Source organism: Rugamonas fusca (assembly GCF_014042365.1).
Lineage (GTDB): Bacteria > Pseudomonadota > Gammaproteobacteria > Burkholderiales > Burkholderiaceae_D > Rugamonas > Rugamonas fusca.
Genome location: NZ_JACEZS010000019.1, coordinates 26,860 through 41,774, shown reverse-complemented (window position 1 = coordinate 41,774; position 14,915 = coordinate 26,860). Strand labels below are relative to the sequence as shown.

14 protein-coding genes are annotated in these 14,915 nt (G+C 65.7%); 1 reads left to right on the top strand and 13 read right to left on the bottom strand.

The annotated features are described in order from the left end of the window. Positions 1-8: 8 nt before the first annotated feature. The 13 genes from H3H36_RS19580 to H3H36_RS19520 form a co-directional block, all read right to left on the bottom strand. Positions 9-1,181 (bottom strand): patatin-like phospholipase family protein, encoded by a 1,173-nt coding sequence (locus H3H36_RS19580; protein ID WP_182219774.1) that lies wholly within the window; start codon positions 1,179-1,181, stop codon positions 9-11. A gap of 88 nt (positions 1,182-1,269) precedes the next feature. Continuing rightward, the gene (ggt, locus tag H3H36_RS19575; RefSeq protein WP_182219773.1) at positions 1,270-3,063 is read right to left on the bottom strand and encodes a gamma-glutamyltransferase; all 1,794 of its coding nucleotides are present in this window, start codon (positions 3,061-3,063) and stop codon (positions 1,270-1,272) included. Positions 3,064-3,135: 72 nt separating this feature from the next. Continuing rightward, complete coding sequence (locus tag H3H36_RS19570; protein WP_182219772.1) at positions 3,136-3,894, bottom strand: SDR family NAD(P)-dependent oxidoreductase; 759 nt, start codon at positions 3,892-3,894, stop codon at positions 3,136-3,138. Positions 3,895-4,029: 135 nt separating this feature from the next. Next, the gene (locus H3H36_RS19565) at positions 4,030-4,515 is read right to left on the bottom strand and encodes a hypothetical protein (protein ID WP_311196661.1); all 486 of its coding nucleotides are present in this window, start codon (positions 4,513-4,515) and stop codon (positions 4,030-4,032) included. An 8-nt stretch (positions 4,516-4,523) separates the two neighbouring features. Then, a complete protein-coding gene (locus H3H36_RS19560; RefSeq protein ID WP_182219771.1) occupies positions 4,524-5,015 on the bottom strand; it encodes a YMGG-like glycine zipper-containing protein in 492 nt (163 codons plus the stop codon). Beyond that, a complete protein-coding gene (locus tag H3H36_RS27130; RefSeq protein WP_182219770.1) occupies positions 5,012-5,440 on the bottom strand; it encodes a hypothetical protein in 429 nt (142 codons plus the stop codon). The genes H3H36_RS19560 and H3H36_RS27130 overlap by 4 nt, the downstream gene beginning before the upstream one ends. Before the next feature lie 165 nt (positions 5,441-5,605). Beyond that, positions 5,606-7,768 carry a sodium-translocating pyrophosphatase gene (locus H3H36_RS19550; protein WP_182219769.1) on the bottom strand — a complete coding sequence of 721 codons (2,163 nt, stop codon included), beginning with the start codon at positions 7,766-7,768 and terminating at the stop codon, positions 5,606-5,608. A 206-nt stretch (positions 7,769-7,974) separates the two neighbouring features. Next, entirely contained in the window at positions 7,975-8,631 is a 657-nt protein-coding gene (gene adk, locus H3H36_RS19545) for an adenylate kinase (RefSeq protein ID WP_182219768.1), read from the bottom strand. 232 nt (positions 8,632-8,863) lie between these two features. After that, entirely contained in the window at positions 8,864-9,613 is a 750-nt protein-coding gene (gene kdsB, locus H3H36_RS19540; protein ID WP_182219767.1) for a 3-deoxy-manno-octulosonate cytidylyltransferase, read from the bottom strand. Between the two features lies 1 nt (position 9,614). Further along, positions 9,615-9,791 (bottom strand): Trm112 family protein, encoded by a 177-nt coding sequence (locus H3H36_RS19535; RefSeq protein ID WP_182156851.1) that lies wholly within the window; start codon positions 9,789-9,791, stop codon positions 9,615-9,617. Continuing rightward, entirely contained in the window at positions 9,772-10,860 is a 1,089-nt protein-coding gene (gene lpxK / locus H3H36_RS19530; protein WP_182219766.1) for a tetraacyldisaccharide 4'-kinase, read from the bottom strand. The genes H3H36_RS19535 and lpxK overlap by 20 nt, the downstream gene beginning before the upstream one ends. Positions 10,861-10,885: 25 nt before the next feature. Continuing rightward, positions 10,886-11,326, bottom strand: coding sequence for an ExbD/TolR family protein (locus H3H36_RS19525; RefSeq protein ID WP_182219765.1), 441 nt, complete (start codon positions 11,324-11,326; stop codon positions 10,886-10,888). Positions 11,327-11,348: 22 nt separating this feature from the next. Further along, positions 11,349-11,954, bottom strand: coding sequence for a MotA/TolQ/ExbB proton channel family protein (locus tag H3H36_RS19520; RefSeq protein ID WP_182219764.1), 606 nt, complete (start codon positions 11,952-11,954; stop codon positions 11,349-11,351). A gap of 1,592 nt (positions 11,955-13,546) precedes the next feature. Between H3H36_RS19520 and xseA the strand changes: the two genes are divergently transcribed. Then, a complete protein-coding gene (gene xseA / locus H3H36_RS19515) occupies positions 13,547-14,905 on the top strand; it encodes an exodeoxyribonuclease VII large subunit (protein WP_182219763.1) in 1,359 nt (452 codons plus the stop codon). Positions 14,906-14,915 lie beyond the last annotated feature (10 nt).

Here is a 14,915-nt window from a genome sequence, read left to right as displayed (position 1 = left end):
ATCATGGTTCAGCTGCCGAAAAAGGCCAGCACGTCGTCCTTGCGCAGCTGCGTGTCGCGCTGGCCAAGGCGAATCAACTCGCCAGTATACGTCGATTCGAACAACAGGTAGGAAGCGAGGGCCGCGCCGCGCGTTTCCGTCGCCCCGATCCCGCCCAGCATGGTGCGGATCGGCACCGGCAAACTGGAGATGTGGCGGCCGGCGATATCGTCCAGCCGTTCGGACGGCGCGATCACCAGCAACTTGACCGGCTTCAGGGGCGTCTTCTCCAGGTGCTCCTCGGGCAGCAGCGACAAGGTCTTGTTGATCCGCTCCAGCCGTTCGATGTCCACCGCCAGGCTGTCAAGGAAGATGGAGGACATGGCGTGGCCGGCGATCTGCGCCAGGCTGGGGTAGCGCGCCGAGCCATCGGCGGCGCTGCGCGGCGGCTCCGTCAGGCGGCCGGCGCCCACCACCAGCACCTTGCTGGCGCCCAGGTGGATGGCCGGCGAGATCGGCGCGATCTGGCGCATGGTGCCATCGCCGCAGTATTCGCGGTGGCCGCCCAGGTACAGCGGCGTGGCGGGAAAGATGAAGGGAATGGCCGACGAGGCCAGCAAGTGTTCGATGCCGATCTGGTCCTGCAGCGCCACCCGCTGCATGCGCACCCAGGGCGCAATCTCGGCCGCCGTCTGGTAGAACGTGATGTGCTCGCCGCCGCTGTAGGACGAGGCGGTGACGGCCAGCGCGTGCAGCAGTCCTTCGGACAGCACGGTGTCGAGCCGCGGCAGATCGAGCATGCGGTGCAGCAGCGACACCAGCGGCGTGTTATCGAGCAGCGACTGGGGCGGCGTGGCGCGCCACTTGCGCAGCAGCCAGCCGAACGACAGCAGCGACAGCCAGCGCGCGCCGGAACGGATCACACCCAGCGAGTCGGCCCGGTACACCTGCTCCACCTTGATGTGCTGCCACACGTCGAGCAGGCTCTGCACGCCCTCGCTGAAATTGTCGGCGCGGCAGGCCAGCGCCGTGGCGTTGATGGCGCCGGCCGAGGTGCCGCAGATGATGTCGAACGGATTGCGCGCCGGCGGCCAGCCCGCTTCCCACAGTATCTCCGAGATGGCCTGCAGCACGCCGATCTGGTAGGCGGCGCGGGCACCGCCTCCGGTCAGGATCAAGCCTGTTTTCTTTTGTATGCCCATGCGGTCAAGAGTAGCAGGGTATGACGCCGTTGGGGAAGGCATGGCACCACTTTCGCGTCACGATAGCGCCTGATAGCCACAGCGCGGGCTAGTCGCCCAGCGCCACGCCCTCGCGGCGCGGATCGGCGCCGCCGAACCACACCGGCTTGCCGTCCACCATGCGCCGCTGGATGCCCTGCAGGCCGGAGTTCTGCTCGAACTGGCGCACCTGGTGGCCGCGCGCGATCAGCTGCGCCACCACCTCCGGCGCCACCCGCCCCGCCTCCAGCTCCGTGGGGCCGTTGCGGCTGCCGAAGTTGGGCAGGCTGATGGCCTGCTGCACGTCCAGCCCCCAGTCCAGCGTCCCCACCAGCACCTTGGCCACGTAGTTGATGATGGACGAGCCGCCGGGCGAGCCCGTGGCCAGCACCAGTTGGCCCGTGGCGCGCTCGAATACCAGCGTGGGCGACATGGCGCTACGCGGGCGCTTGCCGGCCTGTACCCGGTTGGCCACGGGGCCGTCGGCGTCGACGGCGTCGAACGAGAAGTCGGTGAGCTGGTTGTTGAGCAGGAAGCCGTCCACCATCTGGCGCGAGCCGAACGCATCTTCCACGGAGGTTGTCATGGACAGGCCATGGCCGGCGCCATCGACGGCCACCAGGTGCGACGTCGACGGTTGGTCGAGCGCCGTATCCGTGCCCCACGCCACCTGCATGCCGTCGGGCGTGCCGAACGGCGCGCTGCCCATGGAACGTGGCCCGATCAGGGCCGCGCGGCGGGCCAGGTAGGTCTTGTCGGTCATGGCCGCCACGCCGCGCCCCGGCAGCGGCACGAAGTCCGTGTCGGCCACGTAGTGGTTGCGGTCGGCGTAGGCCAGCCGGCCCGCCTCGCTGAACAGGTGGATGGCGTCCGCGCCCAGCATGCCGTTGACCGGCTTGTAGGGGCTGATGTCCTGGTACGACAGGATGCCCAGCATCTGCGCGATGGCGATGCCGCCCGACGATGGCGGTGGCGCGCCGCACACGGTCCAGGCCTTGTAGTCGCTGCACACGGGCGCGCGCTCCCTGGCGCGGTAGCCGGCGATGTCGGCCGCCGTCAGCTTGCCCGGATTGGTGGGATGGGCCGCCACCTTGGCCGCGATGTCGCGCGCGATGCGGCCGGTGTAGAAGGCATCGGCGCCGCCGGCGGCGATCTCGCGCAGGCTGCGCGCCAGTTCCGGATTTTTCAGCACATGGCCCACGGGCCAGGGCTGGCCCTTGGCGTCATAGAAATAGGCCACCGCCACCGGGTCGCCTGCCAGGTAGCGTTCATGCGCCAGCAGCGCGTGCAGGCGGGGACTGACGGCGAAACCTTCGTCGGCCAGCTTGATGGCCGGCGCGAACAGGCTGGCCCAGGGCAGCTTGCCGTGCTGCTGGTGCGCCAGTTCCAGCATGCGCAACACGCCGGGCGCGCCCACGGAACGCCCGCCGATGATGGCTTGCGCGCGCGACAGCGGCTTGCCGTCGTGATCCTGGAACAGGTGTTCGTCGGCCGCCGCCGGCGCCGTCTCGCGGCCGTCGTACGATTGCACGCGCTTGCCGTCGAAGTACATGAGGAAGGCGCCGCCGCCGATGCCCGACGATTGCGGTTCCACCAGGTTCAGCACCATCTGGGTGGCGATGGCCGCGTCGATGGCGCTGCCCCCCTGGCGCAGCATCCGGTAGCCGGCCTCGGTGGCCAGGGGATTGGCGGCCGCCATCATGAATTTGTGGGCGACGACGCCCTGCTTGGCGGCGTAGCCGGTGGCGATTTCGGGCGCGGGCGTGGCGTCTTGCGCCACGCCCGGTAGCGACGCGAGAGAGAGCAGGCCAAGCAGCGCCAGCGCAGGCGCCACGGATGTCAAACCGGGCTTCAAACGAATCATGCAGGCTCCAAATAAAAAGGCGCGCGACCTGGGCCGCGCGCCCGTTGATTCAGCCATCCTACACGAAAAGTTTTACTTCGGCTGCATGCGGATCGCGCCGTCCAGACGAATCGTTTCGCCGTTCAACATGACGTTTTCGATGATGGTCTTGGCCAGGTGCGCGTACTCGGCTGGCTTGCCCAGGCGCGGTGGGAACGGCACCATGGCGCCCAGCGCCTGCTGCACTTCCGCCGGCATGCCCAGCAGCATCGGGGTTTCGAAGATGCCGGGGGCGATGGTCATCACGCGGATGCCGCTGCGCGACAGGTCGCGCGCCATCGGCAGCGTCATGCCGGCCACGGCCGCCTTGGACGAGGCGTAGGCCGCCTGGCCGATCTGGCCGTCGAACGCGGCCACGGACGCCGTGTTGATGATGATGCCGCGTTCACCCTGCTCGGTGGCGGCCGTCTTGCCCATGGCGTCAGCGGCCAGGCGGGCCATGTTGAAGGTGCCCACCAGGTTGATGTTGACGGTGCGCTGGAACACGTCCAGCGGGTGCGGGCCATCCTTGCCCACGGTCTTGACGGCCGGCGCCACGCCGGCGCAGTTGACCAGGCCACGCAGCGTGCCCAGCGCCTGGGCGGCGGCCACCACGGCCAGGCCGTCCGCTTCCGACGTCACGTCGCACTTGACGAAAGTACCCTTCAGTTCAGCGGCCAGCGCCTGGCCCGCTTCCACCTGCACGTCGGCCAGCACCACCTTGCCGCCCGCTTCCACGATCATGCGGGCCGTGGCCGCGCCCAGGCCCGACGCGCCGCCGGTGATGATGAATACATTGTCTTGAATCTGCATGTCCGTCCTCTATCAGTTGGGAAAATCGCGCACGCGGCCGCTGCGGGCCATTAACGTTAACGTAAACGTCAATTGTAGCGAACTTTGGCCGTCGCGCGCGAAAAACCGTATGCATTTGTTGCGGCGCCGCAAAACCTATTGACACTGCAGCCAGACCCCGTCACGCAGGCACAACTGGCCCGACGGAGCGATGGTGGCGTTGCCGCCGGCGCCGGCGTGGCGCACCCCGGCCGCGTCGTAGCAGCCGCCCGCGTCGCAAGTGGTGGCGGGCGTGGGGCGCGGGGTCTGGTGCAACGGTGGCGATGGCGGCAGCGGCGGCGCCACGGCCGTGCGCGGCACGGGACGCGCGGGCATGGTGGGGATGATGGCCGTCACGGCGCGGCGCGCCTTGGGCTGGCGCGTGGGCGCCGTGCGGCACGGTTCGACGGCCAGGTGCAGGCCGTCCGCGCTCAGCGTACACACGGGCAGGCGCGCGTACTGGTCGAGCGGCAACTGGCTCGCGTCGGCTGGGACGGCTGCATCATGCCGCGCCGGCTTGCCCGTCTGCGCTGCGGCAGCGCTGTGCGTCCACAGACCCGCTCCCAGCAACCACACACAGCACGGGATCAGGCGGGTGGACACGGCTGACCTCAGCGCGGCGGCGGCGTGTTGGGCGGCGGGTAGCTGCCGGGCGCCTGTCGGGATTCGGTCATCATGCCGCCCGCCACGGGCACCCTGTGGCCCTGCGCGTACATGCACTGCTGGTAAGCGTAATCGTAGCGCCGCTGCAGGTTGTTGCCGGCGTAATTGCCCGCCTCGGCACCGGACATGGTGCCCATGGCCAGGCCCACGCCCGCGCCCGCGCCGGCCCCGCGTCCGCCATCGACGGCCGCGCCCAGCGCCGCGCCCACCAGCGTGCCCAGCGCGGCGCTGCGGGCCGTGCTGTCGGCGGCGGCCTGCTCGGCCGTGCCGCCCACCTGGTTTTGCGCATAGCCGCGACAGGCGAAGTCGTCGGAACGGAATTGATCAAAAGTCTTGCCCGTGCCCGGCAGCACCAGCGTGCTGGGGCCGGTGGGCATGGAGACGCAGCCAGCCAGCAAGGCCGGCAGCACGATGGCAGACAAAATAAGAGGTCGCTTCATTGCGCGGGCTCCGGTTTTGGTTTGACTTCTTCCGGCGAGACGGCGCGCCAGGAACTGCGGCACTCCTTGACGTACGGGTAATAGCCGGGCGGGTTGTTGCAGTAGTACCAGAACTGGACGGGCGGCACGGGCGGCGCGCCCTGCTCGATATAGACGGGCGGCGGAGCCGGCACCGGGTACACGGGATCGTAATAGTAGTAGCGCCGGTAGAACGGATCGTAGAACGGATCCGCATACCACGGCGCAGGCCAGAACAGCGGCGCGCCGATCACCACGCCAACATGGGTACGGCTATGGGAATAGCCGCCGACGTGGCCGCCGGGATGGCCGCCGCCACGGTGCGGCCGGGTCTGGGCCTGGACCGGGGCACAGGCCAGCGCCGCCGTCAGCAGCGCCAGCGTCAACGCTGGTTGAACACGCTTCATCGCATCACCTCGCAAAGTGCTACGCCTAGCAACCATTATCGGCTGATCGACGCGGCCTTGCCAGGGGCGGATACAATTCGACACGCCTGAAATCCAACAGAAATTGACGGCGCCGGGGTGCCCATGCCGGAGGGCGTGCGCACCTGGCCCCGTGCTGCCTGCAAGTTACTGCGTCTTGCCGGCCTCCTCTTTCGGCATGGCCGGTTCTGGCGGCGACTGCACCACCGGCATGGTCGGCGCCGTGGCGGCCGGCAGGGCCACGTGGGCCGCCACCGGCGCGCTCACGGCCAGCCAGCCCGAGGCCGGCAGCAGCGGCACCAGCAGCAGCGCCACGATGTTGATGATCTTGATCAAAGGGTTGACGGCCGGGCCGGCCGTGTCCTTGTACGGGTCGCCCACGGTGTCGCCGGTCACGGCCGCCTTGTGCGCGTCCGAGCCCTTGCCGCCGAAGTTGCCATCCTCGATGTATTTCTTGGCGTTGTCCCAGGCGCCACCGCCCGTCGTCATGGAGATGGCCACGAACAGGCCCGTGATGATGGTGCCCATCAGCATGCCGCCCAGCGCGGCCGATCCCAGCAGCATGCCCACCACGATGGGCACCACCACCGGCAGCAGCGACGGCAGGATCATTTCCTTGATGGCCGAGGCGGTCAGCATGTCCACCGCCTTGTCGTACTGCGGCTTGCCGCTGCCATCCATGATGCCCTTGATGTCGCGGAACTGGCGCCGCACCTCCACCACCACGGCGCCGGCCGCGCGGCCCACGGCCTCCATCGCCATGGCGCCGAACAGGTAAGGCACCAGGCCGCCGATGAACAGGCCGACGATCACCATCGGGTTGGACAGATCAAAACTGACGGACTTGCCCGACGATTCGAGCGCGTGCGTGTAGTCGGCGAACAGCACCAGCGCCGCCAGGCCGGCCGAGCCGATGGCATAGCCCTTGGTGACGGCCTTGGTGGTGTTGCCCACCGCGTCCAGCGGATCGGTGATGGCGCGCACGGATTCGGGCATGCCCGACATTTCCGCGATGCCGCCGGCGTTGTCCGTGATCGGGCCGTAGGCGTCCAGTGCGACGACGATGCCGGCCATCGACAGCATGGAGGTGGCGGCGATGGCGATGCCGTACAACTGCCCCAGCTGGTAGGACACGAGAATGGCGGCGCACACGGCCAGCACGGGGAAGGCGGTGGACTTCATCGACACGCCCAGGCCGGCGATGATGTTGGTGCCGTGGCCGGTGGTGGACGCTTCGGCGATGTGGCGCACCGGATGGAAATCGGTGCCCGTGTAGTATTCCGTGATGTAGACCATCAGCCCGGTGAGCACGATGCCCACCAGCGCGCATCCCATCATCTTCATGCGCATGGCGTCGTCGCCCCACAGCTGCCAGGTGACGACGGCGAAGCCGATCAGCGACAGCCCGGCCGCCCACCACAAGCCCGTGTACAGGGCCGACATGATCTTCTTGCCCGGCTTGGCCTTGACCATCGAGCAGCCGATGATGGAAGCGATGATGGAGACGGCGCCCAGCAGCAGCGGATAAACGATGGCCGTGGTGGGCGCGGCCGTGATGGCCAGCGCGCCCAGCAGCATGGTGGCGATCAGCGTCACCACATAGGTCTCGAACAGGTCGGCCGCCATGCCGGCGCAGTCGCCCACGTTGTCGCCCACGTTATCGGCGATCACGGCCGGGTTGCGCGGGTCGTCCTCGGGGATGCCCGCCTCCACCTTGCCCACCAGGTCGGCGCCCACGTCGGCGCCCTTGGTGAAAATGCCGCCACCGAGACGGGCGAAGATGGAAATCAGGGAAGCGCCGAAGGCCAGGCCGATCAGCGGCTGAATCACGTCATGTTCGCTGACGGCCGTGGCGCGCGCGCCCGACACCAGCATCATGTAGAACAGGGTCACGCCCAGCAGGCCCAGGCCCACCACCAGCATGCCAGTGATGGCGCCGCCCTTGAAGGCGACATCGAGCGCTTCGTTCATGCCCTTGGTGGCCGCCTGCGCCGTGCGCACGTTGGCCCGTACCGAGACGTTCATGCCGATGAAGCCGCAGGCGCCAGACAGCACCGCGCCAAGCAGGAAGCCCAGCGCCGTGTGGGTGCCCAGCAGCGCGAAGATCAGCACCAGCAGCACGGCGCCGACGATGGCGATGGTGCGGTACTGGCGCGCCAGATAGGCGGCTGCGCCCTGCTGGATGGCCAGCGCGATTTCCTGCATGCGCGCGTTGCCCGCATCCTGCCGTAGAATCCAGCTGCGGGACCACAAGCCATAGATCACGGCGATCACGCCGCACGCCACTGCAAACCAAAGACTTGCTGCCATAGTTTCCCCTTATTCTTGTTAATCAAGCTCGTCACCACACTCAGATAACCGCCGACCGTGTCTCGTAAACACGCGCAGCCAACTAACCTGCGTACTGCACTCTTTTATGAAACGGGATGGCATCCATCGCTGGACGCGGAACGCGCGGGCGTTCCTGCGGGCGCGACGCCCGCAAAAAAGCGGACCGTAGTCCGCTTCGTAACTGCTTATTCCGACAGTGCCGCGAACGCTGCGTCGCGGATTTCCTCGACTGGTCCCACGCCCGAGATGCGGCGGTATTTCGGCGCACCTGGCTGGCCGCTCTGGGCCCACTTGTTGTAGTAGCCCAGCAGGACTTCGGTCTGGTTGTGGTACACGTCCAGACGCTTCTGCACGGTTTCGACCTTGTCGTCGTCGCGCTGCACCAGCTCTTCGCCGGTGACGTCGTCCTTGCCTTCCACCTTGGGCGGATTGAACTTCACGTGGTACACGCGGCCCGAGCCCGGGTGGCTGCGGCGGCCCGACATGCGCTCGACGATCATATCGTCAGGCACGTCGATTTCCAGCACGTAGTCCACGGCCACGCCGGCGTCCTTCATGGCGTCCGCTTGCGCGATGGTGCGCGGGAAGCCGTCGAACAGGTAGCCGTTGGCGCAATCGGCCTCTTTCAGGCGATCCTTGACCAGGCCGATGATGATGTCATCCGACACCAGGCCGCCGGCGTCCATCACCTTCTTGGCCGCCAGGCCCATCTCCGTGCCAGCCTTGATGGCCGCACGCAGCATGTCGCCGGTGGAGATTTGCGGGATGTTGTACTTCTCTTTGATGAAATTGGCTTGGGTGCCCTTGCCGGCACCGGGTGCTCCTAACAGAATGAGACGCATGAAGTTTCCTAAGACAGATTTGAAATGGTAATCGTAGTAATTATTGTGCTGGTGGCTGGTCTGGCTATCTTTGTACGAAACTTACCACAAAACTTCGCCGCTACGCCACTTTGCCAACGTTTTGCGTTCGTTAATTGATGTCTCCCCGCCTGAATCGCGCTATTCCGTATGAATACCGCACTGATCAATTCTTTATAGCGGGGATTATTTACGGACACCTTACGCGGCGCAATCAACGGTAATGCTGGCGCACGCGCTCCAGGTCCTCGGGCGTATCGACGCCGGCGGCCGGGGCCGAGTCCGTCACATGGACGGCGATCGGATAGCCATGCCACAGCACGCGCAACTGTTCCAGCGCCTCGATCTGCTCCAGCGGCGACTGTTCCAGCGCCGGGTAGGCTTGCAGGAAGTCGTTGCGGTAAGCGTACAGGCCGATATGGCGCAGCGGCACATAGCCGGCCGGCAGCGTGGCACGGTCCTGGGCGAAGCCGTCGCGGTGCCACGGGATGGTGGCGCGCGAGAAATACAGCGCGCGGCCGGCCTTGTCCAGCACCACCTTGACCACGTTGGGATTGAAGGCGTCGGCCGCGTCGTGCAGCGGATGGGCGCAGGTGGACATGGGCACGTCGGCCGAGATGCGGGCGGCGGCGGCGGCCAGCAGCGTCGGATCGATCAGCGGTTCATCGCCCTGCAGGTTGACCACCACGGCCTGCGGCGGCAGCTGCATCAACCGCGCCACTTCGGCGATGCGGTCGGTGCCGGACGGGTGGTCGGCGCGCGTCATGCACGCTTCCACGCCATGGGCGGCGCAGGCGGCGCGGATGTCCTCGTGGTCGGTGGCGACGATGATGCGCTCGGCACCCGCCTCGCGCGCGCGCTCGGCCACGCGCACCACCATGGGCTTGCCGCCCAGGTCGGCCAGCGGCTTGTTGGGCAACCGGGTCGAAGCCAGCCGCGCGGGAATGATGACGGTGAACGCCACCTTATTCCGCCGTATCCTGCAGCGTGCGGGCCTGGTCGGCCCACATGATGGGGATGCCGTCGCGGATAGGGAATGCCAGGCGGTCGCCCTTGCATATCATTTCCTGGGCTTTTTTATCGTACACCAGCGGCCCTTTGCATACAGGGCAAACCAGGATATCAAGCAATCTTGCGTCCACGGCATTTCTCCACAATGAGTCCGGCCAGCGCGGCATCGATGCGCGCCGTCACCGGGACCACCCACAGGCGTGGGTCGTCTTTGAGTTCGTCAATTTGCGCACATTTTACTGCATCCTTCTCCGTCATCAAGATCACGTCGGCCGCCAGGCCATCGAACGGGCGGTCGCGGAAGTCATGATGATCGGGCAAAGGCAGCTCGGTGCAATCGAGGCCGGCGGCGCGCAGCATGCCGAAAAAGCGCGACGGATTGCCGATGCCGGCCACCGCCGCCAGCCGCAGGCCGGGCTGTGCCAGAGACGCCAGCGGCACCTTGCGGGCGCGGTCGCACAGTTGCTCGGCCATGTCGCCGACGAGGCGCATCTGGAACGGCGCCGGGTCGCCCACGGCGCGCGCCAGCGCCGGCGTCAATTCCGGCGCGTTGACGACGGTGACATCGCGCCGGCGCGAACGCGGTTCGCGCAGCGGCCCGGCCGGCAGCAGCCAGCCATTGCCGGCGCCGCGGCCATCGAACAGGATGATTTCCACGTCGCGCTGCAAGGCGTAATGCTGCAAGCCGTCGTCGGTGAGCAGGATATCGGTGTCGGGATGGGCGGCCAGCAGCGCGCGGCCGGCGGCGGCGCGGTCGCGGCCCACCACCACGGGACAACCGGTACGCTGGGCGATCAACAGCGGCTCATCGCCCACCTGCTGCGCGGTCGAGGCGGCCGTCACGGCGCGCGCGGTGTCACCATCGCTGCCATCGCCGCCGTCGCCGCCATGGCCGCGCGAGATCACGCCGGGCCGCATGCCGGCCTGTTGCAGTGCCTGCACCAGCCAGATCGTGAGCGGGGTCTTACCGGTGCCGCCGATGAAGATGTTCCCCACCACCACCACGGGCACGGGCAGCCGGTGCGAAGCCAGCCAACCGGCCCGGAACAGCAGGCGGCGCAAGGCGCTGAGCGCGCGGAACAGCAGCGACAGCGGCCACAGCGCGCAGGCCAGCGGGCCGCGCCGCTGCCAGGCGCGCGTCAAGGTGGACTCCAGCGTGGTTTGCTGCGCCGGTGTCGGGGCCGGGGTCGCGCTGCCCATGTGCGTCATGTGCGCGGCGCCCGGCTTATTTGGCGCCACCGGTCTGGGCGGCGAAAGTGAGCTTGTCGTAGCCGGCGATGCGGGCCGCTTCCATCACGTTGACCACCATCTGGTGCATCGCGAACTGGTCGGCGTTGATGATGACGACCGGCGTCTTGTCCGCCTGCGCGCCCTGCCCTTCGGCGGCGGCCGACTTCATGGCGGCGGCGAAACCGGCCACGTCGTGGAACGACACAGGCTGCTTGTTGATCGTGTAGTTGCCCTTGGCGTCGACCGTGATATTGAGCTCGAACGGGCGCTCCAGCTGCTTTTCCGCGTCCGCCGTCGGCAGCGTGATCTGCAGTTCCGTGAACTTGCTGTAGGTAGTGGTCACCATCAGGAAGATCAGGATCACCAGCAGCACGTCGATGAACGGGATCAGGTTGATTTCGGGATCGTCGCGCCCGCGCCCTTTGCGAAAATTCATGCGTGGCTCCGCTTATTTGCGCTCATTTGCGCTTGCTGTGCACGACGTCGACGAACTTGACGGCCTGCTGCTCCATCTCGATCACGAAGCTGTCCACCAGCGCGCGGAAGTGGCGGTAGAACACCAGCGTGGGCATGGCGATGGCCAGGCCGAAGCCGGTGTTATACAGGGCCACGGAAATGCCGTGCGCCAGCTGGGCCGGATTGGCGCCGCTGCTCGTCTGCGAGCCGAAAATCTCGATCATGCCGACCACCGTGCCGAACAGGCCCATCAGCGGGGCCAGGCTGGCAATGGTGCCCAGCGTGGTCAGGAAGCGTTCCAGCGTGTGGGCCACGCCGCTGCCGGCCTCCTCGATGGACTCCTTCATCACGTCACGGGGCGCCTCGATATTGCGCAGCGCAGCGGCCAGCACCACGCCCAGCGGCGAATTGTTCTCCAGCTTGTCGATGATGTCGGGCGTCACGTTCCCGCTGCGGTAGACGCGCACCACCTCGTCCAGCAACTGGCGCGGCAGGATGCGGGCGCGGCGCAGGTACAGCAAACGCTCGACGATCAGGGCCATGGCCACGATGGAAGCGACCAACAACAGCCAGATAGGCCAACCTGCAGCTTGTAAGATGGCGAGCAAAACGAACTCCTGTGAAAAAACCTGTGAACCTGCAAATGGCCTGGCGCGCCGCGCGCGGCCAAGCGGCAATGTATCTTGTTGGGCCGCAGTCGGCAAGTGGCGCGTGTCCGCCCCCCCTCCCCGCGTCCGGCCGCCTGTGGGTTTTGCACATAATCTGTGGATAAGATTGTTGGCAAACCAATTAACATCCAGAAATAGCATTGATTTATAAGGATTTTTTCTCTCTGCGCAAAAACACGGCATGACAAAACCACGCGGGGTCAGTGCCAACATTCAACCAGGCGTCACCGGCGCCGGCGAACTCACGTATGAATGTTGGCCCTGACCCCAGCCTTGGAGTTCTCAACAAATTCTGTGGACAAAATTGTGTGCAATAGCCACCTACCCATGCCAAGTCATTGATTTATAAAGACTTAGTTTTCCAGCCCAAAAATGTCGCAGCTATCGGCCAATCTGGGCTGATTAATTTCCACAAAGACCAGCAAACTTTGTGCCCACTTCTACACATATTCTGTTGATAAGATTGTGCGCAAGGCAGCGCCTGCGATCCAAAGTCCTTGATTTGAAAGAACAATATTTCCCTGAGCAAAAAACAAGCATCCGGACGGAAATGTGCGGTTTATGTCGCTTTGCATATAGTTTTCGGGGCACGCATGGCATCAGGCACGGCGATTCCGGCAGTTCTGCACACAATGTGTGGATAAGATTGTTAGCAAGGGACATGCCAACATCTCAAGCCTTTGATTTTTAAACGAATTTTTATCCTGCGCAAAAAACGCGCATGGGATCGCCGGTGCATAACCGGTCTCGTTATCCCCTTCCTACCCCAGGCGGCCTGTGCAGTTCTACACATTTAATGTGGATAAGATTGTGAGCAAGGAATATGACTGCGGGAAATGTCGTTGATTTATAAGGAATTTTTTCTATTGCTCAAAAAGGTGGCATGGCGGGCAATCTGGCGAGTTTTGCTACCTGAACACGCCTTATCCACCGCTGCCATCGCATACGAGGGCGATATTTGCACGCTATCACGTCCACGCCGCACTTCTGCACATTTTGTGTGGATAAGATTGTGCGCAAGGCCAGGGGTGCGTTACGAAGTGTTTGATTTATATAAGAATTATTTCCATGCGCAAAAACCGAGCAGTCGCTTTCCGGCCTGCGTTGCATGATCCGCCAGGCGCTGCCAGTTATTCAGGCAGCGGACCGCGATGGCGGACACAGCCAAGTTCTGCACATGTTCTGTGGATAAAAGTGTGCGCAAAGGCCGGGATTCCATACTAAGTCATTGTTTTGTCACAATATACGGGTACTGCGCGAATTTTAGGCATTACAAAATCGGCAATTCGAAAATAACTATCGCTCACACATAGTTCCGCACATCTTCTGTGGATAACTTTGTGCGTAACCACCGGCGCCAAACGCAAAGTGCTTGATCCGTAAGGCTTTTTCCGTTCTGCCCACAAAGGGAGCAGTGTTCTTTCCCTTTTAAAATCATATGTTTAGATAAAACACTTGCCGTTTACCGTGATATATGACATAAGCATGACCTCCGCGCAGCAATGTGGACAGCTTTCATTTTCGCCATCCCAATGAACTCCCAAGATACGCTCGATACCGCCCCCGCCCAGCCCGTAATGACGGTGACCGCCCTTAACCAGGCCGTCGCGCGCCTGCTGGAACGCTCGTTCCCGCTCACCTGGATAGGCGGCGAAGTATCGAATTTCACGCGCGCCAGTTCCGGCCACTGGTATTTCACGCTCAAGGACGACGCGGCCCAGGTGCGCGCCGTGATGTTCCGCGGCCGCGCCCAATACGCCGGCTTCATCCCGCGCGAGGGCGACAAGGTGGAAGTGCGCGCCCTCGTCACCCTGTACGGCGCGCGCGGCGATTACCAGATCAACGTGGAGGCGATCCGGCGCGCCGGGGTGGGCTCGCTGTTCGAAGCCTTCCTGCGGCTGAAGGAAAAACTGGCCTCGGCCGGCCTGTTCGACCAGGACCGCAAGCGCGCCGTGCCCATGTTCGCGCGCACCATCGGCATCGTCACCAGCCCGCAGGCGGCCGCGCTGCGCGACGTGCTCACCGCCCTGCGCCGCCGCGCGCCCCACGTGCGGGTGGTGATCTATCCAACGCCGGTGCAGGGCCAGGGCGCCGGCGACAAGATCGCCGCCGCCATCGCCACCGCCTCGCAGCGGGCGGAATGCGATGTGCTGATCGTGTGCCGGGGCGGCGGCAGCATCGAGGATTTGTGGTCGTTCAACGAGGAGGCGGTGGCCTACGCGGTGGCCAATTGCGCCATGCCGGTGATTTCCGGCGTGGGCCACGAAACGGATTTCACGATCTGCGACTTCGCCGCCGACGTGCGCGCGGCCACGCCGACGGCGGCGGCCGAACTGGCGGCTACGCCGCGCGCGGACTGGATCGCTTCGCTGCGCTCGGACGCGATCGACCTGCGGCGCGCCATGCGCCGCACGCTGGGCGACGCGGCCCAGACGCTGGACCAGCACGCGCGCCGTTTGCTCAGCCCCGCCGCCCAGATCCGCCAGCAGCGCTTGAAATTGCTGGCGCTGTCGACGGCCATGACGCACGCCACCCGCGCCCCGGTGACGCAGGCGCGCTTCAACCTGGACCGCCTGGGCGGCCGGCTGGCGGCCCGCAAGCCGAATGTCTCGGGCGCGCGCGCGCAACTGGACAGCCTGCGGCACCGGGCCACGCTGGGCATCGCCACCCAGCTGGGGCAGCGGCGCGATGCACTGGGCGCGTTGGCGGCGCAACTGGAACTGCTCAATCCCCAGCGCACGCTGGAACGCGGCTACGCGATCGTGACGGACGCCAAGGGCGCCGTGCTGCGTTCGCCCGGGCAGCTCCAGCCACGGGCCACGGTCACGGTGCGGCTGGCCGAGGGCAGCGCGGCTGTCGGAATCGCGACGGTGCAACCGGCGCTGGAATAAACCGCGGCGG

What these genes read in the sequence shown, in the direction of transcription:
- H3H36_RS19580 (WP_182219774.1), bottom strand. Translation starts at nt 1,181, where the DNA reads ATGGGCATACAAAAGAAAACAGGCTTGATCCTGACCGGAGGCGGTGCC.
- ggt (WP_182219773.1), bottom strand. Translation starts at nt 3,063, where the DNA reads ATGATTCGTTTGAAGCCCGGTTTGACATCCGTGGCGCCTGCGCTGGCG.
- H3H36_RS19570 (WP_182219772.1), bottom strand. Translation starts at nt 3,894, where the DNA reads ATGCAGATTCAAGACAATGTATTCATCATCACCGGCGGCGCGTCGGGC.
- H3H36_RS19560 (WP_182219771.1), bottom strand. Translation starts at nt 5,015, where the DNA reads ATGAAGCGACCTCTTATTTTGTCTGCCATCGTGCTGCCGGCCTTGCTG.
- H3H36_RS27130 (WP_182219770.1), bottom strand. Translation starts at nt 5,440, where the DNA reads ATGAAGCGTGTTCAACCAGCGTTGACGCTGGCGCTGCTGACGGCGGCG.
- H3H36_RS19550 (WP_182219769.1), bottom strand. Translation starts at nt 7,768, where the DNA reads ATGGCAGCAAGTCTTTGGTTTGCAGTGGCGTGCGGCGTGATCGCCGTG.
- adk (WP_182219768.1), bottom strand. Translation starts at nt 8,631, where the DNA reads ATGCGTCTCATTCTGTTAGGAGCACCCGGTGCCGGCAAGGGCACCCAA.
- lpxK (WP_182219766.1), bottom strand. Translation starts at nt 10,860, where the DNA reads ATGGGCAGCGCGACCCCGGCCCCGACACCGGCGCAGCAAACCACGCTG.
- H3H36_RS19525 (WP_182219765.1), bottom strand. Translation starts at nt 11,326, where the DNA reads ATGAATTTTCGCAAAGGGCGCGGGCGCGACGATCCCGAAATCAACCTG.
- xseA (WP_182219763.1), top strand. Translation starts at nt 13,547, where the DNA reads ATGAACTCCCAAGATACGCTCGATACCGCCCCCGCCCAGCCCGTAATG.